Raw genomic sequence first — 21,997 nt, 5'->3', positions numbered from 1 at the left:
AACGACGAGGCTGGCACTCAGCCCAGGATCACCACATGGCCGATACGCGGATCGACCTGGCCATCCACCAGCGCGCGGATCAATGGCTGTGCCGACCGAACTCCCTGGTGGGGCTCCACCAGAAGCCAAGGTCGCTCCGGATGGCCGATACAACGAATGAACGCCAACTGGGCCTCGTTGAACCGCCGCGTGACCTCTGCCGGCCCCCAGTCCGCGTTGCGCTTCTTGATTTGGGTGGGCGCGAAATACGTCTTGGGCTCCGGCCCCGGCAAGACCTGGGAGCCCCGCGCACCGATATGGTCGTGGCTATGAGCCGATCCGGCGTAACAATCGTGCATGAGTGTCTGCGGTAAATGATGGTGGATGCGGGCACGAAGATCGTCGTTGCCGGAGAAGTCGACATAAACAGTCGGTACATCCACATCCAGGGTTTCGACGGCATCGTAATCCAACGTTCGGTCATAACAGCCGAGGCCCTCGACAAAGTTGCGGTTGCCCGCCGACGTCAGCCCGACGATCTCGATCTCCTGCCGATCCTGAAGGCAAAATGCCGTGCCATAAGCCGTCTTGCTGGAAGCGCTGGAAAACAATACGCGACGCGCACCGAAAAAGGCGTTGTCCGTCAGAAAATCCGCCAGCATAAACGAGGTAATGAACAAAGGACGGACCAACATCTGATAGTCCTCATCTTCCGGCCGGTACGCCGCATCGGTGGTGACGCGCTGGTATTGATTGTAGGCCGAGGTCAGCTCGAGGCGGTGCGGCGTACCGTCGTAGAACCCGCGTTCGGTCACCCGCACGGGCGTTACCACCCAGTGGGATGCCAGCGGCCAGAAGCCATAAAATCGCTCGCCTTCGTTCACACCTTCAACGGTCGAGGCGACCACATCGGCAAAACCCCACGCCGGCATTTGGCCCCAACCCGGCTCGCCGGTAGGAAAAAAGTCCCAATAGCGCAAGTGCGGCGTGTCACCAAAGGCGGCGTAGGTGATATTGTTCGTGGTCACCGCCAAACGGTCGATCCGCACCAGCACCTGGCCATCCTCAATCGCAGGCAGGGGCTCGATCACCTCGCGGGTCGCGCCCAGGTCATTCCGGTCGGTATACAATCGTGTTACTTCAGTCATGGCCTGTTCCTCGTGGGTGCGGCGGATTTTCGTTACCCGAACATTCTAGCGGCAGGCCGATACCAAAGGGTTCGGAAAACAGTGGCCAAGCAAGCATCCTCCCCGGCGCCGCGGGTCAAGCCGCTCAAACGCCCCCGGCAGGCCCGTGCACGCTTCACCGTACAGGCCATTTTCGATGCCTATGTTCGGATTTGGCAGCGCGACGGCTGGAATAAATTGACAACCCGCAAGGTGGCCCTGGAGACCGGTGTTGCCGTCGGCACGCTCTATGACTACTTTCCCAGCAAGGAAGCGCTGCACTCGGGCTATGTACGCCACTGCATCGAGCAACTGATTGCTCGTGTCGACGAGCAGGTGGTGGCGCCGGACGACATGCCTTGGCGGGCACGCATCCAGCGCCTGATCCGGTTGCTCTGCGGGCAGGAGTCTCCCGCCTGGTTCCACCCCGATATGATGGATCTGGAGCCGCGTATTGCCGACTCCAGACTCCAGCAGCGCGCCTATGATGAGCTGCTCGGGCTGTGGCAACGGGTTATCGACGCCTGCGATGACCTGGCACCGGTCGCGCCGGAAACCGTGGAGGCCCTGCACTTGGCGGTCTGGGGCGGACGCCGGTACGGATTGCTGGTACGACTCGATGCGAAGCGCATGGCGCGCTGGGCGGCAGAAATGGAACGCCTGTGCATCGCTTTAATGGAGCACGACCCGCCGCATCGCTCATAACCGGTTCAGGACGACCGGGACCAGACTTCGATCTGGTTACGCCGATCCACGCTGTAACCGCGATTTCCCGGCAGGGCGGCGTCCAGCCCACGGGCGGAAAGTTCGGATCGCACCCTGGCCTGCTGCTCCTCGCTACTTTCAGCTAACGCCTCGTCTGCACGACGCAGGATGTAAAGCATGTACGGCTGAATACCCACCTGAACCGGTATGCCACGGAATTGGGTTTTCGCCAGCCCGACATAGCGCTGGTGCGGCTTCGGGGCAACCGGCTGGCCATCAGGTGGATTATGTTCGGCAATCAACGCATCCAAGGCCGCCAGCTTGTCGGTCAGCATGGGGAAGATGTCGGATGCGATGTGCTGAAAAAGCGGCTCCAAGGTTTCCGGAATCTGGTCGTCCGGCAGAAAATCAGTGCCGTAGCCCGGAAATTCCGGCGTATCCAACCCCGGCGCCATCATGCGCTCAACCCAGCGGAAGACCTTGGGCGCCCGCGTTTTCATGATTCCTGCCGGCACCGGGTCACGCCCCAGATGGGCGAACATCGGGCCAATCAGCCCGAAATCCCCGATTGAGGGTCGTCCGCCGAACAAATAAGGATGGTCGGCGAAGTGGGTGTTCAGGGCGTCCAGCAGATCCTCAAAAGAGCGCTCGATAGCCGGGATGGTTTGCTCCGTCACACCCAGTTGCGGCAGGTAAGAATTCATCCGTCCCATGATTTTCCCGGCCATGTCAGCGCCGGAGCCGGAGGCAAAGGCATCGCCTAGAAAAGCCTCCTGTCGATCCCGGTAGCTCCAGCGGTAATGCATGGCGTGAGGCAACATGGCCTGGCAGCCATAATACTGAATGATGATCGCCAGAATCCGCTGTAGGGGACTCTCCGGATAAGCGGAGTAGGCCACGCCCTGACTTTCGAAGTGATCGATGATGTCCAGGCTGTCCTGAACGATCTCACCGTCTGGCGCTTCCAGCACCGGAATGATTGCGCGCTGCGTCACCGGCATGATTCGCGCCGCGTAAGCCGGATCACGGGTGGGGACCTCAATATAGGGGAGGCTCTGGGTGCGAAGGTAAGAACGGGCAATGCCAGTAAATAGCGAGTGAGGTACGCCGTACAGGCGATAAGGATGAGCCATAGGTGTCACGAGATAATCCTTTATGCTAGAGCGCTTCAGAACAGGTCCATAGGAGATAAAATTGACCGTTATGCGGAACTACGTTCCATTATTGTCGAAGGAATTAGCTTAAAAGGTATTGGGAGCGTGGACAACGACTAGTCATCGCGAACCGGAGCATTCAGGCCGGAGGCTGGCCTTCAATTGGGGCAAACTGAGGTGCGTACTTGCTCGCGGTGTTTGATAGTTAGGAATAGGTAGGACAAGGATGAAGTGCAGCCAGAACTACTGAGCGTACTCGATCTGGCTGAAGCAGGCAGGCGTTCGCTACACCGGCTTGTTAACGCCGGGATGCGGCGTTCCAGGCTGAACACCGGCTTGGCTGGCCGGCGCGTTCGGCTGTTCGCCCGGCCGGGTAGCTCCATACTGCGGAACCGGCTGGAGATTGCTCCGGAACAGCCAGTTGCCGACGACAACACCAAGCAGCGCAACAACGATCCATCTAAACATAAGTGTCTTCCTTTTTATGAATTCACCTTCGTTTGTAGAAATAGCAAAAAGCCAAGTCAAGCGCTTATCGGTTTATCTCCGGCCGCATCCTTTCTAACCGGTTGTTTTCGCTTGAATTAAAAGATGGCAGGTGAACGAAGTTTAAGATGGGCAAAGCAAGGTTAGAACACCACATACACTGGAAGGGATCCCCCCGACCTGAAAGAGTGGCCGGGGGCTGGAGCATTTTATAGAGATGAAGTTGGTGTAAATTAAGCTGACACCCATCCCATCAACTCTAGCCATTCGATAGCCTATCGGCGATGACACCTATAACCAATGGCGGCGATGCCTAAAGCCAAGAGAGCGAGAGCGCTGGGCTCAGGGACGCGACGAAACGAGGTAATGGTGCCGTCGAGATTATGCTCACGCCATTCGCCTGAAGGATGCTCGGCAGCAAAGAACAAGCTAAGGGAGCCATGCAGAAACCACTGAGGGTCAATAAAACCATCGTCCTTCAACAACCACTCTGCATAAGGTGTATTGGTGTCCGTATAGGTGTCGAAGCCAAACAATATCATTTGCACATCGCTAAGCGACACAGCTCCAGAGGTGCCCTGCGGGCTACCTGCACCATTGAGATTTACGCCAAGCCTTTCCGGGCTGTAATCGCCAAGGTAGTAATAGCCCAGTGCGCGCTCGGGATAGAAACCCCAAGCGCCAATGGTACCCGCGATGACTATATCCAGCTCTCCGTCACCGTTGAGCTGAGCGCTCATTTTCATAGCAAATAAGTGGCCTGATTCAATATCCTTGAGCCGACTGGAAGCCTCTACATCGGTAGACTTATTATCGATAACGCCTTGAATTTCATAATTCCAAATAGGCGAGGCTTGGCCGAAAACAGGCAGGCAAACGATCAGGGCAAGTATCCACTTACGCACGCTAGGCACTCCAGGTTTATTGGTATAGTCGCCTGATTTAGCAAGAACTGCGCCTAACTTACAAGTCTATGAATTCACAGATTCATCTTTGTTAATTTTGCCCATCATCGCCTGAACTGGACTCCACCTGTAAATTACGCCGACAACTAGCAGCGGTTGCCGCAGTGCGGAGCCTACCGAAGGGCGCCCAAGATCTGGCTAGCTCCATCGTCGCTGTTGCAGCGACTCGCTGATTTGGCAGAGATAGGGTACGGGCACTATTCCCGAACGAGCCCGATTCCAAAGACGACAAAGCAGGTGCCGGCTAACCTGTCGATCCACTTCCGCAACAAGACATAACAGGCGGCTACCCGTTTACTGGCAAACAACCATGCGACGGTTGAATACCAGGCCAGCGAAATAGCTACCATGATCGCTATAGCCGATAGCCCCAGGCCAATAGGCGCTCCTACGGGCATGGCCACCGCAAACAGGCCGGACACGAATAGGGCAGTCTTGGGGTTGGCCATGTTGGTGACAAAGCCCAGGCGAAAGGCGCGCCATCCCCTTGCAGGGGAAGACGTTGAGGTCACCAGCTCTTCCGTGCTATCGGTGCTCGTCCAGAAAAGCTTTAACCCCAACCAGATCAGGTAAGCGCCGCCGAGTGCTTTTAATAAGACATACATCCACGGTGACGCTTTAAACAGCGAGTGGATGCCAAGAAAACCGGCCGTTGCCCAAATCAGCGTTGCCACGACAATGCCCGCAACGGTCTGCAGGCTGGAACTCCGAGAGCCGGTTATCGCCATGCGGACCGTCACCAGAAAATTAGGACCGGGGGTTAAGGCCGCGACAAGCCATATTGTGGCGACCGAGAACAAAGCTGTGTAGCTGTCCATATCCTGAGACTCCTGCCACCCTGGCTATTTCCACGGCATTCCTTGGCTATCTTCGCGTACTGAAAGCGACTTAGGTAGCCATTTTTCACGCTCGTTAACAATGGCTGCCCGGCCTTTCGAGTATAACTGCATTTCCTCGATACAGTGTTTGCCTCCTCTCCGTTTAAATGACCACTCTCCACTACCCCTTGGAACGTGATCTATCCGTAAGTCGGAATGCCGTTTCGTTCGCCAACTGAAGGCCACAACCTTATCGCCTGCGCTCATCCTGTGCCAAACTGAAAAAAACCATCAGGAGGGGTTTAGCGTGACTTCAATCTTCGATGAGGGCCTTGAGCCTGTGGCAGCCAACCACGCGCCATTGTCACCGCTTGATTTCATTGTTCGTACGGCCAGCGTCTATCCGGAGTATCCTGCGGTCATTCATGGCGCTATTCGTCGCAATTGGCGGGAAACCTACCAGCGCTGCTGCCGTCTGGCTTCGGCGCTTGCCAACCGGGGCGTGGGCGAAGGCGACACGGTCGCTGCCATGCTGCCCAATATCCCCGAGATGCTGGAGTGTCATTTTGGCGTGCCCATGCTGGGCGCGGTGCTAAACACGCTGAATACCCGGCTCGATGCCAAAACCATTGCCTTCATGCTGGAACACGGCGAGGCCAAGGTTCTAATCGCCGATCGCGAGTATGCTGCGGTGGTCCAAGAGGCCGTCAATCTACTCGATACGCCGCCGCTGATTATCGACGTAAACGATCCCGAGCTTGGCGCCGATACCGCCGTCAGCGAGTTGGACTACGAGGCTTTTGTGAACGAGGGCGACCCGGCGTTCAGCTGGCTCATGCCGAGCGATGAATGGCAGGCGATCTCCCTCTGTTATACCTCCGGCACCACAGGCAACCCGAAAGGCGTGGTTTATCACCATCGCGGTGCTTACGAGAACGCGCTGGGCAATCAAGCGGCTTGGGGAATGGGCGAGCATCCGGTCTATCTGTGGACCTTGCCGATGTTCCACTGCAACGGGTGGTGCTTTCCGTGGACGGTGACCGCCTTTGCCGGCACTCACGTCTGCCTGCGCAAGGTAGAGCCGGAGAAGATCCTGCAGCTGATTCGTGACCACGGCGTTACTCATTTGTGTGGTGCCCCAATCGTCCTGAATACCCTGTTGGGCGCTTCCGATTCGGCCAAGGCGGGCATAACGCATCCGGTAGCGGCAATGACCGCCGGAGCGGCACCGCCAGCGAAGGTGATCGAAGCGATCGAGGCGATGGGCATCAATGTGACCCATGTGTATGGGCTGACGGAAACCTATGGCCCGGTCACCGTATGCGCCTGGAAAGCGGAATGGGACGCTTTGCCCGTAGAAGAGCGCGCTGCACTCAAGGCCCGCCAGGGCGTTCGCTACCACACACTGGCCGGGATGATGATCGGCAACTCGGAAACCCTGGAACCGGTACCGAAAGATGGCGAAACCATCGGCGAGATTTTCCTCCGTGGCAACACCGTAATGAAGGGCTACCTGAAAAATCCGGAGGCCACTGCGGAAGCCCTTCGGGGCGGCTGGTTCCACACCGGTGATCTGGCCGTCTGGCATCCGGATGGCTACGCCGAGATAAAAGACCGTCTAAAAGACATCATTATTTCCGGTGGTGAGAACATCTCCACCATCGAAGTCGAAAGTGTGCTCTACGGCCATCCGGCGGTGCTAGAAGCCGCCGTCGTTGCGCGCCCGGATGAGAAGTGGGGAGAAACGCCTTGCGCCTTCATATGCCTGAAACCGGGCGCGTCGAAACCCACCGAAGACGACATCATCAACTTTTGCCGGGAACGACTGGCAAAATTCAAAGCCCCCAAAACCGTGGTGTTCTGCGATCTCCCGAAAACCTCAACGGGCAAAATCCAGAAATTCGTGTTGCGGGAGCAGGCCCGGGATCTCTGAGTCGAGTTGTCTGCTGTTCTACAGCCAGCGGCAGCCGACAAGAAAGGGCGACTCGTTCGCCCTTTCTGCTTTGGTGGATCAAGGCATCGCAGAGGCCCAATGGAAGCCTCGCAGGCTATGGTGAGCGATGCCATCCTGTGTTCCGAAAGGCTTTACTTAACAAGCTCCGGAAAGTACCACGGCTCCGCATGCTCCGGAATCGCCCACCGCAGGGGTGAGCGTGGCCCCGTCTCCGTCAGCAGCCCGTCCTCCCGAAGCTGACTCAGTATGCGCCGCCCACTTCGTTCGGGCATGGCGGTGAGCTCCAACGCCTCCTTTCGGTCGAGCTCGCCGGAAATGAAGGCGTTGAAAATGACCGTCGTGGCTGTGTGTTTCAGCGGCGCGTCAAATCCGCTGATGAGCCCATGGTTGCGCGCTGTTACATACGCCTGGACCCGTTTCTTGAGCGCCTTGAGATCCAGCATTTCAGACATGTAGTTGACTTGGTCCAACGCCGTTTCCAGCATGTAGTCGCAGAAGTTCATTAGGCCGCTTTCAGAGAGAGCCCCCCGTCCGTCTATATTTCCCTGGCGGGGAAAATCCGCTTGCGCGAGGGCCTTTTTATATTGATCTGACGTACGAGCCAATCCCCGGCTAATACTCCAAAGTCCATAGCTTGTTAACCCGATAGCCCTCAACGCGGCATCAGTCCAAAGTCGAGCAACCCGGCCATTGCCGTCAAGAAATGGATGGATCCACAAAAATCGATGATGCGCACTTAGCACCGCGATCACTTTCTGTGTCCCATGGTAGCGATTCGGATGATAAGTCTCACAGAAGCGCTTAACGAGTTGGCAGAGATCCTTCGAAGACGGTGGAACATGGCTCCCTATGGAAACATCTCTTGACCGCCACGTGCCCGGAATAACCCTCTCCTGCGCGTTATTCGTTTCATCGTGAACAAGCTTCAAACTGTCTGGCAAGGCGCCATAGAACTGACGATGTAGCTCCAGCAAAAAATCATGTGAGAATATTCTGTCCAGATTTGGTGATTCATTAAAGAGCCATTCTTGGACCTCGATGTGGGCAACAGACTCTTTCTGAAGGTCGCGCCTGAACGGATCATCACTATAGTCGCCCGCTTGCGCCCTTCGGATATCGTGCGGGCGCGTACTGTTGCCCTCAATCAGGTTGGAGTAATAAGAGTTGATGACGGCCATATGCCGACGAATAACCTCAAAGGATTCGGGCGCGAGCCCTCCCGCCAATTCGGCCGAACGCGTACTCAGCGCCATAACCTTGTCCGGGAGCAAGGATTTTTCGAGGGCTGCTTCTGAGGGAATGAAGGGAGCAATATCGAATACGGTTGTCATTCTGACCTCAATTTTGGCCGGATATTTGGCCGAAACAAAAATTACTTAAGCCTTTGTTTTTATTAAATAGTTGAAACAGTATCTTATACCTGAAGTATAAAGTTTGGCCGCTAATTTGGCCACCTTTTAAGGCCTGTCGTCTTGCGCTTGGTGACTTAGGGCCCTCCAGAACTACAATGCGTAGCGTCTCTTCACCGCCCCGACTTCTTAGTCCCAACCTTAGCCTCGGCCGAAACAGGATCCTCCGGCCACGGATGCTTGGGATACCGCCCCCGCATTTCCTTTCTCACTTCCGGATAGACCTGCTTCCAGAAATTCGCCAGATCCCCCGTCACCGCCAGCGGGCGTTGGGCCGGTGACAGCAGGTGAATCACCACCGGCAGCCGCCCACCTGCCAGCTTTGGCGTTTCGGTCCAGCCAAAGAGGGTCTGGAGTTTGGTGGCCAATACCGGGCCGTTCTCTGCGGTGTAGTCCAGCCGGATCCGCTGACCGGTGGGGATTTCCAGGCTGCCGGGGAGTTCACGGTCGAGATAGTGCTGCTGAGGGTAGTCCAGCAGGGTACGCAGAGCGTCGAGGAGGTTGATCTGTTGCAGACCCTTCCAGTTGCGTACGCCGGCAAGAAAGGGCGCGAGCCACTGGTCGAGAGAGGCGAGCAGGGCTTCATCTGAACCGTCTGGCCACGTGTCCGGCTCCAGGGCTGTCATGTGCTGGACGCGGGCGCTCCACTGGCGAGCGGCCTCGGTCCACGGGAGGCTGTCGATGCCTTTTTCCTTAACGGCGGTAAGCAGGCCGAGCTGGATCTGTTCCGGACTGGGATCGGGGAGCGGCTTCTGTTCGAGGAGCAGTGCGCCAAGCCGTTTGACCCGGCGGGCGACGACGGTGCCTTTGGCATCGTCCCAGCGGGCTTCCTCGACGCTTTCGATATGGGCGGCCAGGTCGGTTTCCAGTGTGGCGCGGTCGGTTTTAGCTGCGAGGTAGATCTGGGCTTCACGCGCCTGGCCGTCCAGTTCAGCGGCGACGATCCAACCGTCCCGCCCCAAGGCATCGTCCTCCCGCAGGCGAGCGCCCCGGCCATTGCTGAGCTGGTAGCGGTTGCTATCGCCCGATCTTCGCAATCCAATGCGGTCCGGGTAAGCAAGTGCCAACAAACGTCCTGCGGGAAGACTGCTATCAGCATCGGTTGCTCCTTTCTCCGGCAGCAGGCGGTCGGCGGCACGCTTCAGCGTATCCAGACGGGCGCGGTCGAGGTTGGGTGCGCGATAGTCGCCAGTCAGCGCTTGCAGTCGATGCGTGATATCCGCTCCGGCATTCGATCCGAGCAGGTCACGTTCGCCCAGCAAAGCCGCAAGACGCGCTGCGGTTTTTGGATAACCCATGTCACGACCCAGCAGGACCATATGGGCAAGCCGGGGATGGATACCCAGTTCCCGCGCCTTACGGCCGTGATCGGTGATGGCGCCGTCGGCATCCAGCAGATCCAGCCACCGCAACAGGTCCACAGCCTGGTCCCAGTGAGCCTTCGGCGGCGGGTCGAGCCACTCCAGGTCGCCCGGTTGCCGGGCTCCCCATTGGGCCAGTTCGAGGGCCAGCGGAGCGAGGTCGGCGTGCAGGATTTCCGGCGGCGTGAAAGCGGACAGCCCCTGCTGTTCGGACTCGCTCCACAGGCGGTAGCACACGCCCGATGCCAGCCGGCCGGCACGGCCCTTACGCTGTTCGGCGGCGGCGCGGGAGACTCGGCCGGTTGTCAGCCGAGTCATGCCGCTGTTGGGGTCGAACACGGCGCGCCGTTCCTGGCCGGCATCGATCACCACCCGTACGCCTTCGATGGTCAAACTGGTTTCGGCGATGGCGGTGGCCAGCACGATCTTGCGCTGGCCATCGGGTGCAGGCTGGATCGCTCGATCCTGCTCGTCGCCCTTCAAGTTGCCATAAAGCGGGGTTAGGTGAATGCCGGGTGGCAAATGCGGACGGATCAGGCGCTCCACCTGGCGGATTTCACCGGCGCCGGGAAGAAAAGTGAGAATCGAGCCGGTTTCCGTATCCAGCGCGTCACGGATCACGGCCACAACGTGGTCGAGCAGGCGAGGCGGACGCCCGCAGGAGGGCGGCAAAGGCCGGTACTTCACGTCCACCGGGAACGCCCGGCCCTCGCTGGTCAGTACCGGCGCGCTATTCAGTAGCTTGGCCAGCGGCGCGGTGTCCAGCGTGGCAGACATGACGACGACCCGCAGGTCGTCCCGCAGCGCCTGTTGGGTTTCCCGTACCAGTGCCAGGCCGAGATCCGCCTGAAGGGATCGCTCATGGAATTCGTCAAAGAGAATAGCGGCGTAATCTTCCAGCGCCGGGTCCTGCTGGATCAGCCGGGTTAGGATGCCTTCGGTGACCACTTCAATGCGGGTTCGAGCCGACACTTTGGTATCCAGCCGCATCCGATAACCCACGGTTTCACCGGGGTTCTCGCCCAATTGCCGCGCCATGAATCGGGCGGCGGCCCGGGCGGCGATACGGCGGGGCTCGAGCATCAGTATCTTGCCGTTTCCGCGCCAGGCGCAGTCGAGCAGTGCCAGGGGCACGCGGGTGGTCTTGCCGGCACCGGGCGGCGCCTGCAGCAGGACAGTGGTTTCGGTCTCCAAGGTGGAGCGGAGTTCGGGAATCAGGGTGTCGATGGGCAGCATGGGGTGATCATGCCGGGAATGATGCAAAACTCAAGCAGAAAAGCCCGCCTTCCTATGGGTTGGAAAGCGAGCGGGGTTGGAAGACGGACGGGGTTGGAAGGCGAGTGAGGAGAGGATTTAAGGCTGGGGCACCTCAGCTCTCGGGGACATACCTATCACGGTGTGTTGATTGGCACGTTCCCCACCGCCTAGAGCACGGTAGAGCGTGATCCGGTTTGTCAGTTTGCCGAGTTTCACGTCCACCAGATTTTGGCGGGCGCTAAGCAACTCGCGGCGGGCATCCAGTACGGCCAGGTAGTCGTCGGCACCACCTTCGTAACGGGCTTCCGCCAGATCGAGGGAACGCTGGGTCGCTTCGACCAAAGCGGCCTGAGCCTCTTCCTGCTCGCTGAGGAAATCCCGTGCCGCCAGTGAATCGGATACTTCCTGGAAGGCGGTCTGGATCGCCTGCTCGTATTGCACGACCGATTGTTCCTTACGGATCTCGGCCACATCCAGATTGGACTGCAGCCGGCCGGCGGTAAAGATCGGCAGGTTGATACTGGGCGAGAAGGACCAGCTGCCTGAACCACTTTCGAACAGACCGGACAGGTCGGCACTGGCGGTGCCCGCTGAGCCCGTCAGGGTAATGCTGGGATAGAAGGCAGCTCGGGCGGCACCGATGTTGGCGTTGGCCGCCTTGAGGCTGTATTCCGCCTGCTGGATATCCGGGCGCTTAAGCAGCACGGATGAATCCAGGCCCTTCGGCACACTGGCCAGCAACGAAACCGCCGGATCGATGACGTCCTCTTCGGGAATCTCCGGCACCGGGCCGCTGACCAGCACCGATAGGGCATTGCGGTCCTCGACCACCAAGCGACGGAACCGGGCGCGGTTGGCGCGGGCCGTTTCCAGGGCGATCTGGGCCTGGCGCACGTCCAGTTCGGAGCCAAGCCCGGCGTCGTGGCGGCGCCGGACCAGATCCACGGATTCCTGCTGAGATTCCACGGTGTCTTCACTGATGCGCAGTTTCTGCTGATCCGCCAGCAGGGTCAGGTAGGCGTTGGCCACTTCCGACACGAGGGTAATCTGCGCGCTGCGGCGAGCTTCCTCGGTAGCCAGGAAGCTTTGCAGGGCCGACTGTTCCAGGCTGCGCACGCGACCGAACAGGTCCAGTTCGTAGGACGCCACACCCAACCCAACGCTGTACTGACTGGTGATCGTACTACTGCCGGTATTGCTCAGATCTCCAGGTAGTCTTTGACGGGTACCATCGGCATTGGCGTCGATTTCCGGGAACAGGGCAGATTTCTCAATCCCATACTGGGCCCGGGCTTCGGCCACGTCGAGCATGGCCAGACGCAAGTCCCGGTTATTGGCAAGCGCCGTATGGATCAGCGCGCGCAACTGGGGATCCGGGAACAGGGATTCCCATCCCGGCAACACCACCTGATCGGCGCTCTGGTTCCAGTTGCCGACTTCGATAGGCACCGGGGATTCCGGTGCCTGGTAGTCGGGAATCATGCTGCATCCGCCGAGCACTACGGCTGCCAGTGCGGGGACAATCGACTTCATGACGGATTCTCCTGTTGCTCCAGGGCCCGGTTGGTGTCGCGGTCCTTGTCTTCCTTGCTACCGGTCAACGGCACGCCGGAGAGTCGGCGCACCAGCACGTAGAACAGCGGAATAAAGAAGATCGCCAGGACCGTAGCCGCAACCACACCGCCAAACACACCGGTACCGATCGCGTTACGGGCACCGGAGCCTGCGCCGGTGCTGAGCATCAGCGGGGTGACGCCCAAGCCGAAGGCCAGGGACGTCATCAGGATCGGACGTAGCCGCATGCGGGTCGCTTCGAGGGTCGCCTTGAGCAAACCACGCCCCTGCTTCTCCAACTCCAGAGCGAATTCGGCAATCAGAATCGCGTTCTTGGAGGACAGGCCGATGGTCGTTAGCAGTCCCACCTGGAAAAACACGTCGTTGGACAGGCCACGGAAATTGGCGGCCAGCACGGCCCCGATAATCCCCAGGGGCACTACCAGCATGACCGCAAATGGAATCGACCAGCTCTCATACAACGCCGCCAGACACAGGAACACCACGATCAGGGACAGGGCATAGAGCGCCGGCGCCTGATTACCCGCCTGCTTCTCCTGATAGGAGAGGCCGGTCCACTCGAAGCCAAAGCCACCGGGCAGGTCGGCCGCCAGCTGTTCCATGGCCGCCATGGCGTCACCCGTACTGAAGCCGGCCGCCGCGCTACCCTGGATATTCGCTGACGACACACCATTGTAGCGCTGCAACTGCTGCGGACCGTACGTCCACTCGCCGCTGGAAAAGCTGGAGAACGGCACCATCTCGCCATCGCCATTGCGCACATACCAGTTGTCGATATCGTTGGGTAGCATCCGGTAGGGCGCATCCGCCTGAACATAGACCCGCTTGATGCGGCCGCGATCGGCAAAGTCATTGACGTAACTGGACCCCCAGGCCACGGATAAGGTGGTGTTGATGTCCGTCAGAGACACGCCCATCGCCTTGGCCTTCTGACGATCCACGTCCAGCCGGTATTGCGGTGCATCCGGCAGGCCGCTGAAACGCACTTGGCTCAGCGCGGGGTTCTGGTTGGCCTGGCCCAGCAACGTGTTGGTGGCCTCCACCAGAGCGTCATGTCCTTGACCCCCACGATCCTGCAGCTGGAAGTTGAAACCGCTGGATGTGCCCAGAGCCGGAATGGCTGGCGGATTGAGGGCGAAGATCACGGCTTCGCGCACCTGGGAGAATGCCCCCATGGCGCGACCGATAATGGCGCCTACACCATTCTTTTCCAGGTCCCGTTCACTCCAATCCTTGAGGCGCACAAAGGCGAGACCGGAGTTCTGGCCACGGCCGGCAAAGCTGAAGCCGGCCACGGTAAAGATCGATTCCACCGCCTCGGACTCGTTCTCCAGGAAGTGATGCTCCATCTTCTGGAGGACGTCGATGGTTTGCTCCTGGGTCGAACCAACCGGAAGCTGAACCTGAGCCAGCAGGATGCCCTGGTCTTCTTCAGGCAGGAACGCAGACGGCAGGCGCATAAAGCTGAACGCCAGCACACCGACAATCACGACGTAAATGAGGACGTAGCGCCCCCAACGGCCGATAATTTTGTCGATCCGGCTCTCATAGCGGCCGGTCGCCTTTTCGAAGCTGCGGTTAAACCAGCCGAAGAAGCCGCCCTTGGTCTGATGATCTCCCTTGTGGGGCTTGAGCATGGTGGCACACAGGGCTGGCGTCAGGATCAGCGCCACCAGCACCGACAGGGTCATGGCGGAAACGATGGTGATCGAAAACTGGCGATAGATGGCGCCCGTGGAGCCGGGGAAAAAGGCCATGGGAATGAAAACCGCAGACAGCACCAGGGCGATACCCACCAGCGCGCCGGTGATCTGACCCATGGACTTGCGCGTGGCTTCCACCGGCCCGAGCCCTTCCTCGGCCATCACCCGTTCGACGTTTTCCACCACCACAATGGCATCGTCCACCAGCAGGCCGATGGCCAGCACCATACCGAACATGGTCAGGGTATTGACCGTGAAGCCAAAGGCGAACAATACGCCGAACGTACCCAGCAAGACTACCGGCACCGCGATTGTCGGGATCAGCGTAGCGCGGAAGTTCTGCAGAAACAGGTACATCACCAGGAAGACCAGGGCGATGCCTTCAAACAGGGTTTTCACCACCTCCATGATGGAAATTTCCACGAACGGCGTGGTGTCGTACGGATAGGCGACGTCCAGGCTGTCCGGGAAATAGGCGCTCAGCTCGTCGATGCGTGCGCGTACGCGGTCGGCCGTATCCAGCGCGTTGGCGCCGGAGGCGAGGTTAATACCCAGGCCCGCCGCCGCCTTGCCATTAAAGCGTCCCTGGGTGGCGTAGTTCTCTGAGCCCAGCTCGACGCGCGCCACATCGCTCAGACGCACCTTGGCCCCCTCGGACGTCACCTTGAGCAGAATCTGGCCGAACGCTTCCGGTGTTTCCAGCAAGGTCTGCACCACGATGGATGCATTCATCTGCTGCTCGTCCACCGACGGGGTGCCCCCGAGCTGGCCGCCAGCCACTTGGTTGTTCTGCACCCCGATGGCGGCGGTCACGTCCGCCGGCGTCAGGTTGTACTCATTAAGCTTGTTCGGATCGAGCCACACCCGCATCGCGTACTGGGAGCCGAACAGCTGGGTTTGGCCCACGCCCTGGGTGCGGGCAATCGGGTCCTGGATATTGGCGCCCACGTAATCGGCAATATCGGCCCGGCTCATGCTGCCGTCGCTGGAGGTGAAGGCAACGACCATCAGGAAGGTATCGGACGACTTGGTCACTTGTACGCCTTGCTGCTGGACCACTTGGGGCAAGCGCGGTGTCGCAAGCTGAAGCTTGTTCTGTACCTGGACCTGAGCGATGTCGGGATCGGTCCCGGCAGCGAACGTCAGGCTGATTTGCACGTTGCCGGACGAGTCACTGGTGGAGGACATGTACAACAGGTTGTCGATGCCGTTCATTTCCTGCTCGATCACCTGGGTGACCGAATCTTCCACCGCTTCGGAAGATGCGCCGGGATAGGTCGCCGAAATACTGACTTCCGGCGGTGCCACGGTGGGATATTGCTCAACGGGCAGACTGTAGATCGCCAGACTACCGGCCATCATCATGACGATGGCGATAACCCAGGCAAAAATAGGTCGATCGATAAAGAAACGTGCCATGAAATCAGCCCTGCTCTGGGTTAGCGGCGTTGGCGTTCGGGGCGTCGGCAGCGGGGACTTCTGCGTTTTGGGACGTCGCGGTGCTCTGGTCGCCGGTAACATCTACCGGCGCCACCGGGACGCCCACGCGGATTTTCTGCAACCCGTCGACGATCAGGCGGTCGCCGGCCTGAAGGCCATCGCTGATCAGCCACTGACTGCCAACAGCTTTTTCAGTGCTCACGTTGCGCTTTTCGACGGTGTCGTTGTCGCCGATAACCAGCGCTGTCGCCTGCCCGTTGGGCTCGCGGGAGATGCCTTTCTGCGGCACCAGAATCGCGTTCTCGCGTGCGGCTTGCGGTAAGCGGGCACGGACGAACATGCCCGGTAGCAGGGCGCCATCCGGATTGGGGAACAGGGCGCGCAGGGTAACGGAGCCGGTGGCTTCATCCACGGCGTACTCGGAGAACTGCAATGCCCCCTTGTGCGGGTATACGTTGCCGTTTTGCTGGGCCAGCTTCACCGACGCCTTGTCCTCGCCCACGGTTTCCAGCTTGCCACTGGCCATAGCCGCGCGCAGCGTCTGGAGTTCATCGTAGGACTGGGTGAGGTCGACGTAGATCGGATCCAGTTGGCGGATCGTGACCAAAGAGCTGGTCTGGTTCGCGGTCACCAGAGCGCCGGCAGTGATGGACGAACGACCGATGCGACCGCTGATCGGCGCTTCGATCGTGGTGTATTCCAGATTGATACGGGCGGTATCGACCGCTGCCTCGGCAGCGGCGACCTGCGCCTGGCCCGCATTCCGTGTGGCGCGGGCTTCGTCCAGCTCCTGCTGGCTCACCGCGCCGGTCTTGATCAGCTTTTCATAACGATTGGCGGTAAGTTGCGCCGATTCGCGACTCGCCTTGGCATTGGCCAGATCCGCCTTGGCGCTCGCCAGAGAGGCTTGATAAAGCTTGTCGTCGATCTGATACAGGGCTTGGCCGGCTTCCACGGTCTCCCCTTCCTCAAACAGACGTTTCTCGATGATGCCGGTCACCTGAGGACGCACTTCGGCAACCTGGAAGGGCGTGGTGCGCCCGGGCAGCTCGTTCACCAACGTGAACGGCTTTTCCTGGACGTGGATAAAGCCGGCCTGCGGCTTCGGCTGCTGACCGGCCGCCTGGGCCGGCTCCTGTTGCGGCCCGCAGGCCGTCAGCAGAACGGATGCAATCAACAACAAAAGCAGGGATTGCGTAGAATGGCGCATGGATAAAACCTCGGTCGAGTCAAAAACGCGCCGCGGGGTCTGGCAGCCCCTCGACGCGCATGAATAACAGCACATTACGGTAAACACGATCATACATACATCCACGAATGTATGTATAGTGGCAAGTACTGCGCTTGCACGATCTTTACAGAGGAGCCCCCATGGCCCGCCGCACTAAAGAAGACGCCCAGAAGACCCGGGAGCAGCTGATCGAGGCTGCCGAGACGGTGTTCCACAGAAAAGGCGTATCAAAGACGTCGCTGAACGACATTGCGGCGGAGGCGGGCGTAACACGGGGCGCGATCTACTGGCACTTCAAGAACAAGCACGATGTATTCGAGGCTATTATCCAGCGCCTGAAGACGCCTTTGGAAATGCTGCACGAGGCTATCGAGCACCCGGACGAGCCCGATCCTCTTGGGCGCTTTCGCGAACTCCTGCTTTACCTCACCCGGGAAATTGCCCGCGACCCCCGGCGTAGGCGAGCTTATGAAGTCGTCTTCCTCAAATGTGAACTGACGGAGGACAATGAACCTCTGGGCACCCGCCACCGGGAGAACTTCCTCGATGGCTCGGTACGCATTCGCGCCGCGCTCAAAAATGCCCAGCGGCGAGCCCAGGTGCCAGCGAATCTCGATATTGAACAGGCCATCATCCAGCTTCACGTGCAGTTGACCGGGCTGATCTACCTCTGGCTCCTGCTGCCAGATACCTTCGACTTCGAGCCCGAAGCCCAGCGTGTCATCGATGCCTATTTTTACTCATTGCAGCACTGTTTCGGAAAGGGTGAGGATCAGTCCTGACGACGGTGCCAGGCCTCCGGCTGCGGTACCAGGCAGGCAAACACCAGCCCCCAGATCAGCGCACCCACGCCAATCCAGAAGGCGCTTTCCAGGGTGCCGCCGAAAGCCAGCCATTGCTTGACCAGCCAGGGACCAGCCATTTGCGAGAAGGCGTACAGCGCCACCATTGCGGCGGACAGTCGCGGTCCCTGGTGCGGATGCAGCGCCCGGGCGATACGCTGGGTCAGTAGCACGGTGCCGAGGAAGGTGCCGCCCACGAGCATGCCGCAGAGTACAATACCCACAGCCCCAGGCCAGATCACCGCTGCCAGTACTCCGAGCAGTTGAATGACGAAGTTGATGCGAATGGCCGGCAGGTCGCCGATTCGCGCCCCCAGGTGGTTCCAGATATAAGCCGACGGAATGGTTGCCAACGCAACGATCAACCAGGAACCGTCGATCAGCCAGGCGCCTTCGGTCAACTGCATCTTTGCCAGCAGCGGCAGGAACGTCATCGGTAAGATATAGCCAAGCCCGGCGCCGGTATAGGCCAGGAACAGCGGGATGCTGGCGCGATCGAATAGCGGCGACTTACCCTCGGCGATTGCGCTATTGCCGTCCTTCTCACCCCGGACCGGCACATCCAGCTGGCTCAGACGCCGCCAGCCCCACCAGCATAGCGGAACCGACAGGATCAACGCGGGCCACCAGCGATCCGGTCCGGCCAGCCAGTCGGCGGAAAACGTGACCAGACCGCTCGAAACCAGCAACCCGATGCCCACACCCAGATAGACTAGGCCACTCATCGAGGCGCGGTTACGCAGCACCAACCATTCCAGAATCAGCGCCGGAGCCTGCACGAAGACCACCCCGTTGGCGACGCCATTGAGCCAGCGCACCGCATCCAGCACCGCAACCTGCTCTACCTGCGTTTGCAGCAGCGTGGTCAGCACGTGCACCGCCAGCGACAAGGGCAGCAGGAAGCGGATGTGGTCGATACGGTGCCAGCGGATTGCCAGCATCGCACCCATCAGATAACCGAGGTAGTTCCAGGTCGCCAGAGACGCCGCCTGCTGTGGATCGAGCAGGCCATCGTCCACCAGATAAGGCAGCAGTGGCGTGTAATAGAAACGGCCCAGCGTGTGCACCACCAGCAGGATGACGGCGCCCGCGGTTATCGCCATCAGCACGTCGCGATTGGGAACACCGGATTGGAGGGATGACGGAGCCATGGGCTTACCTGAACAGCAACAAAGGAGGCTGAGTTTAGAGAAGAGGCACTGCCCTGAAAAGGGGCTAAAAGAACGTGAAAATCAAGAGGCGTCCAGGTCCCGCTTGGCCTTGGCCCATTGGTAGATCTTGCCGAAGGCCTTAGCTACGTTGTCCGGCTTGAGCGGCGGTTGGATGACGGCAATCATTTCCCCCTCGGGATTAAGGAGCGCCAGGTGAGCGCTATGATCCACCAGCGTGTTGCCCTGCCCGTCTTCGCGGTGGGCGAAAACGGCGTTCATGCTCTTGGCCAGCTCGCGCAAGGTCTCCAGATCGCCGGTGAGGCCATGAAAATCCTCGCCGAAGAAATCGAGATACTCTTCCATGCGCTGCGGCGTGTCCCGCTCCGGATCGGCGGAGATCAGCAGATAGCTCGGCTCCGGCAGATCGGCGGGGATAGCCTTACCGGTCTGGCGCAGCATGGCCAGGGTCGCGGGGCACACGTCGGGGCAATAGGTGTAGCCGATGAAAGCAAAGGTCCAGCGCCCCTTCAGGGCCTCGTTGGTTACGGTCTCGCCCTGCTCGTTGGTGAGCGTGTAATCCACCAGCGGGCGCCCCTCGTCGTAAACGTAGGTATTGATCGCGCTCAGTTCGGGCGGCGGCGGGGCGTCTGCGGCATCGGGCACCAGGAACACCTGGCGCGAGACCACGATACCGACCACCAACGCCACCAGCAGGAGCAAGGCGGTGAGGGTCAGGCGTATCCGTTTGTAGGCGTTCCGTTGGCTCATGCGTTCACGGGGCTTGGTCAGAGGCTACAAGGTCAGAAGAAGACAAAATGGTCGACCAGCAGGACCACGAACAGCGCCATGAGATAGGTGATGGAATACTTGAAGGTATCCAGCGCTACCCGGCGGTCGTCGCCCCGCAACAGTCGAATGGCATATTGCAGGAATCGCAGCCCCAGCGCCAGTGCGCCAAACAGGTAGATGCCTCCGGACATGCCCGTCACGAAAGGCAACATGCTGACTGCGATCAGGATCAGCGTGTAGAGCAGAATATGCAACTCGGTGTAGCGGTTGCCATGAGTGACCGGCAGCATGGGGATACCGGCCTTGGCGTATTCCTCCTTGCGGTGGATGGCCAGCGCCCAGAAGTGGGGCGGCGTCCAGGCGAAGATGATCAGCACCAGCAGCAGGGCATGACCGTCGACCTGACCGGTAACCGCGGTCCAGCCTAGCAGCGGCGGCATGGCACCGGCAATGCCGCCGATGACGATGTTCTGCGGCGTGGCGCGTTTGAGGAACAGGGTATAAACGCCGGCGTAGCCGACCAGCGAGGCCAGGGTCAGCCAGGCGGTCAGGGCGTTGACCTGCCACACCAGCACCAGCATGCCCGCCAGCGCCAGGGTCAGGGCGAAGATCAGCGCATCCACGGTGGTTACCCTGCCAGTGGCCACCGGCCGTTTGCGGGTACGGGCCATCACCGTATCGATCTTGTAGTCCACCACATGATTGACCACCGCAGCCGCGGCCGCCAGAAAGGCGATCCCCATATTACCGAACACGAACACGGTCCAGTCGGGCACGCCCGGCCGGGCCAATAACATGCCGATGACCGTAGTCAGCATCATCAGCGCGACCACACGGGGCTTGGTCAGTTCCAGGAAGTCCTGCCAGGTGGCCGGTTTGGTCTGAGCAACGGCTGCATTGGTTGACTGGCTCATGCAGGCACCTCCTGTTCTAGGGTTGCGGGTTTAGGCGCTGTCCGGACCGCATGGAACGGCTGCAAACGCCAGAGCAGATTCACCAGCGCCAGCAGCAGGCCGGCGCCAAGTGCGTTATGGGCCACGGCGATGGACAGCGGAATATGCAGCAGCACGTTCGCCACACCCAAGGCCACCTGGGCCAACAGGACACCCCCGGCCAAAGTCACCCAGCGGTCCAAGGCCGCCTGCCGTGCCGACGGCCAGAGCCGGATCAGCAGCAGGCCGAGGTAAACCGTTAATACCAGAGCACCGATCCGGTGCGTCACGTGGATCGCCACCCGGCCATCGTTGGTGAGTTGGCCGCCCAGATAATTGGGGCCCATCGCCTGGGTCACGTCGAACCCATGCCGAAAATCCATCTGCGGCCACCATTCGCCCTGGCAGGTGGGCAGATCGGTGCAGGCCACCGCAGCGTAGTTGGCGGCCGTCCAGGCCCCCAGGGCGATCTGGACGATCACCAGCAGTAGGGCGCCGACAACCCAGGGCTTCATCCGCGCCAGGGCGTGGGCCAGCCCGGCACCGGTCTTGGCTCGCTGACCGCGCAGGCGCAGGGTTAGCAAGAACAACAGACTCAGGGTGGTAAATCCGCCCAACAGATGCAAGGCCACAACCTGGGGCCAGAGTTTGAGCGTCACCGTCCACATGCCGAAAGCGGCCTGCAATACCACGAAACCCGCGACGAACAGCGCGTGTTTCCAGGGTAGGCCCTGGCGGCGGTGACGGAAGGCATAGCCCGCCAGCGAAAACACCAGCAACCCCAGAGTCCCGGCCGCGTAACGGTGGATCATTTCCGGCCAGCCCTTGCTGACGTCCACCGGCGTCTCGGGGAAGCGCGCCTCGGCAATGGCAATGTGTTCGGCACTTTGCGGCACGCTGAGGAAACCGTAACAGCCGGGCCAGTCGGGGCAGCCCAGCCCGGCATGCACCAGCCGGGTCCAGGCGCCGAGCATGACCACCACCAGCGTTAGCACCGTGGCAGCCAGCGCCAGACGCGCCATGACACGGCGATAATGGGTCGTGCTATCCGCTGCTGTGGTCATCATCAACCCCCGAAAC

The 21,997-nt window shown here is 60.1% G+C and carries 17 protein-coding genes; 3 read left to right on the top strand and 14 right to left on the bottom strand.

Going from position 1 to position 21,997, the window contains the following annotated elements; genetic code table 11:
* Nucleotides 1-17: 17 nt before the first annotated feature.
* Complete coding sequence (locus FXO11_RS00305) at nucleotides 18-1,127, bottom strand: DUF2855 family protein (RefSeq protein ID WP_148861025.1); 1,110 nt, start codon at nucleotides 1,125-1,127, stop codon at nucleotides 18-20.
* Between the two features lie 81 nt (nucleotides 1,128-1,208).
* On the opposite strand from FXO11_RS00305, the gene FXO11_RS00300 reads away from it, so the two are divergent.
* Nucleotides 1,209-1,850 carry a TetR/AcrR family transcriptional regulator gene (locus FXO11_RS00300; protein ID WP_148861024.1) on the top strand — a complete coding sequence of 214 codons (642 nt, stop codon included), beginning with the start codon at nucleotides 1,209-1,211 and terminating at the stop codon, nucleotides 1,848-1,850.
* Nucleotides 1,851-1,855: 5 nt separating this feature from the next.
* On the opposite strand, the gene FXO11_RS00295 is transcribed toward FXO11_RS00300, so the two are convergent.
* The 4 genes from FXO11_RS00295 to FXO11_RS00280 all read right to left on the bottom strand — a co-directional run bounded on the left by FXO11_RS00295 (nucleotide 1,856) and on the right by FXO11_RS00280 (nucleotide 5,273).
* Nucleotides 1,856-2,983: a glutathione S-transferase family protein gene (locus tag FXO11_RS00295; RefSeq protein WP_148864734.1), complete on the bottom strand. Its 1,128-nt coding sequence runs from the start codon at nucleotides 2,981-2,983 to the stop codon at nucleotides 1,856-1,858.
* Between the two features lie 306 nt (nucleotides 2,984-3,289).
* Nucleotides 3,290-3,472 (bottom strand): hypothetical protein, encoded by a 183-nt coding sequence (locus FXO11_RS00290; protein WP_148861023.1) that lies wholly within the window; start codon nucleotides 3,470-3,472, stop codon nucleotides 3,290-3,292.
* Nucleotides 3,473-3,765: 293 nt separating this feature from the next.
* Nucleotides 3,766-4,395 (bottom strand): PEP-CTERM sorting domain-containing protein, encoded by a 630-nt coding sequence (locus FXO11_RS00285; RefSeq protein WP_148861022.1) that lies wholly within the window; start codon nucleotides 4,393-4,395, stop codon nucleotides 3,766-3,768.
* A gap of 257 nt (nucleotides 4,396-4,652) precedes the next feature.
* The gene (locus FXO11_RS00280) at nucleotides 4,653-5,273 is read right to left on the bottom strand and encodes a LysE family translocator (protein ID WP_148861021.1); all 621 of its coding nucleotides are present in this window, start codon (nucleotides 5,271-5,273) and stop codon (nucleotides 4,653-4,655) included.
* Between the two features lie 307 nt (nucleotides 5,274-5,580).
* On the opposite strand from FXO11_RS00280, the gene FXO11_RS00275 reads away from it, so the two are divergent.
* The gene (locus FXO11_RS00275) at nucleotides 5,581-7,206 is read left to right on the top strand and encodes an acyl-CoA synthetase (RefSeq protein WP_148861020.1); all 1,626 of its coding nucleotides are present in this window, start codon (nucleotides 5,581-5,583) and stop codon (nucleotides 7,204-7,206) included.
* 152 nt (nucleotides 7,207-7,358) lie between these two features.
* Here FXO11_RS00275 and FXO11_RS00270 read toward each other — a convergent pair whose 3' ends face one another.
* The 5 genes from FXO11_RS00270 to FXO11_RS00250 all read right to left on the bottom strand — a co-directional run bounded on the left by FXO11_RS00270 (nucleotide 7,359) and on the right by FXO11_RS00250 (nucleotide 17,182).
* Nucleotides 7,359-8,558 (bottom strand): Fic family protein, encoded by a 1,200-nt coding sequence (locus FXO11_RS00270; protein ID WP_148861019.1) that lies wholly within the window; start codon nucleotides 8,556-8,558, stop codon nucleotides 7,359-7,361.
* A gap of 191 nt (nucleotides 8,559-8,749) precedes the next feature.
* Nucleotides 8,750-11,233, bottom strand: coding sequence for an ATP-dependent helicase HrpB (hrpB, locus tag FXO11_RS00265; protein WP_148861018.1), 2,484 nt, complete (start codon nucleotides 11,231-11,233; stop codon nucleotides 8,750-8,752).
* A 117-nt stretch (nucleotides 11,234-11,350) separates the two neighbouring features.
* Nucleotides 11,351-12,787 (bottom strand): efflux transporter outer membrane subunit, encoded by a 1,437-nt coding sequence (locus tag FXO11_RS00260; RefSeq protein ID WP_148861017.1) that lies wholly within the window; start codon nucleotides 12,785-12,787, stop codon nucleotides 11,351-11,353.
* Nucleotides 12,784-15,951, bottom strand: coding sequence for an efflux RND transporter permease subunit (locus FXO11_RS00255; RefSeq protein WP_148861016.1), 3,168 nt, complete (start codon nucleotides 15,949-15,951; stop codon nucleotides 12,784-12,786). The genes FXO11_RS00260 and FXO11_RS00255 overlap by 4 nt, the downstream gene beginning before the upstream one ends.
* Nucleotides 15,952-15,955: 4 nt before the next feature.
* On the bottom strand, nucleotides 15,956-17,182 hold the full coding sequence (locus FXO11_RS00250; RefSeq protein ID WP_148861015.1) for an efflux RND transporter periplasmic adaptor subunit: 1,227 nt from the start codon (nucleotides 17,180-17,182) through the stop codon (nucleotides 15,956-15,958).
* Nucleotides 17,183-17,343: 161 nt separating this feature from the next.
* On the opposite strand from FXO11_RS00250, the gene FXO11_RS00245 reads away from it, so the two are divergent.
* Nucleotides 17,344-17,985 carry a TetR family transcriptional regulator gene (locus FXO11_RS00245; RefSeq protein ID WP_148861014.1) on the top strand — a complete coding sequence of 214 codons (642 nt, stop codon included), beginning with the start codon at nucleotides 17,344-17,346 and terminating at the stop codon, nucleotides 17,983-17,985.
* Here FXO11_RS00245 and FXO11_RS00240 read toward each other — a convergent pair.
* From FXO11_RS00240 to FXO11_RS00225, 4 genes are all read right to left on the bottom strand, one after another.
* Complete coding sequence (locus tag FXO11_RS00240; protein ID WP_148861013.1) at nucleotides 17,976-19,196, bottom strand: YbfB/YjiJ family MFS transporter; 1,221 nt, start codon at nucleotides 19,194-19,196, stop codon at nucleotides 17,976-17,978. The genes FXO11_RS00245 and FXO11_RS00240 overlap by 10 nt on opposite strands.
* An 81-nt stretch (nucleotides 19,197-19,277) precedes the next feature.
* On the bottom strand, nucleotides 19,278-19,964 hold the full coding sequence (locus FXO11_RS00235; protein ID WP_148861012.1) for an SCO family protein: 687 nt from the start codon (nucleotides 19,962-19,964) through the stop codon (nucleotides 19,278-19,280).
* A gap of 32 nt (nucleotides 19,965-19,996) precedes the next feature.
* Nucleotides 19,997-20,899, bottom strand: coding sequence for a heme o synthase (cyoE, locus tag FXO11_RS00230; protein WP_148861011.1), 903 nt, complete (start codon nucleotides 20,897-20,899; stop codon nucleotides 19,997-19,999).
* A complete protein-coding gene (locus FXO11_RS00225; RefSeq protein WP_168203209.1) occupies nucleotides 20,896-21,981 on the bottom strand; it encodes a COX15/CtaA family protein in 1,086 nt (361 codons plus the stop codon). The genes cyoE and FXO11_RS00225 overlap by 4 nt, the downstream gene beginning before the upstream one ends.
* Between the last annotated feature and the right edge of the window lie 16 nt (nucleotides 21,982-21,997).

Source organism: Marinobacter fonticola (assembly GCF_008122265.1).
GTDB classification, from domain to species: domain Bacteria; phylum Pseudomonadota; class Gammaproteobacteria; order Pseudomonadales; family Oleiphilaceae; genus Marinobacter_A; species Marinobacter_A fonticola.
The sequence above is the reverse complement of the archived record's forward strand: the minus strand, read 5'-3'. Positions and strand labels throughout refer to the sequence as shown.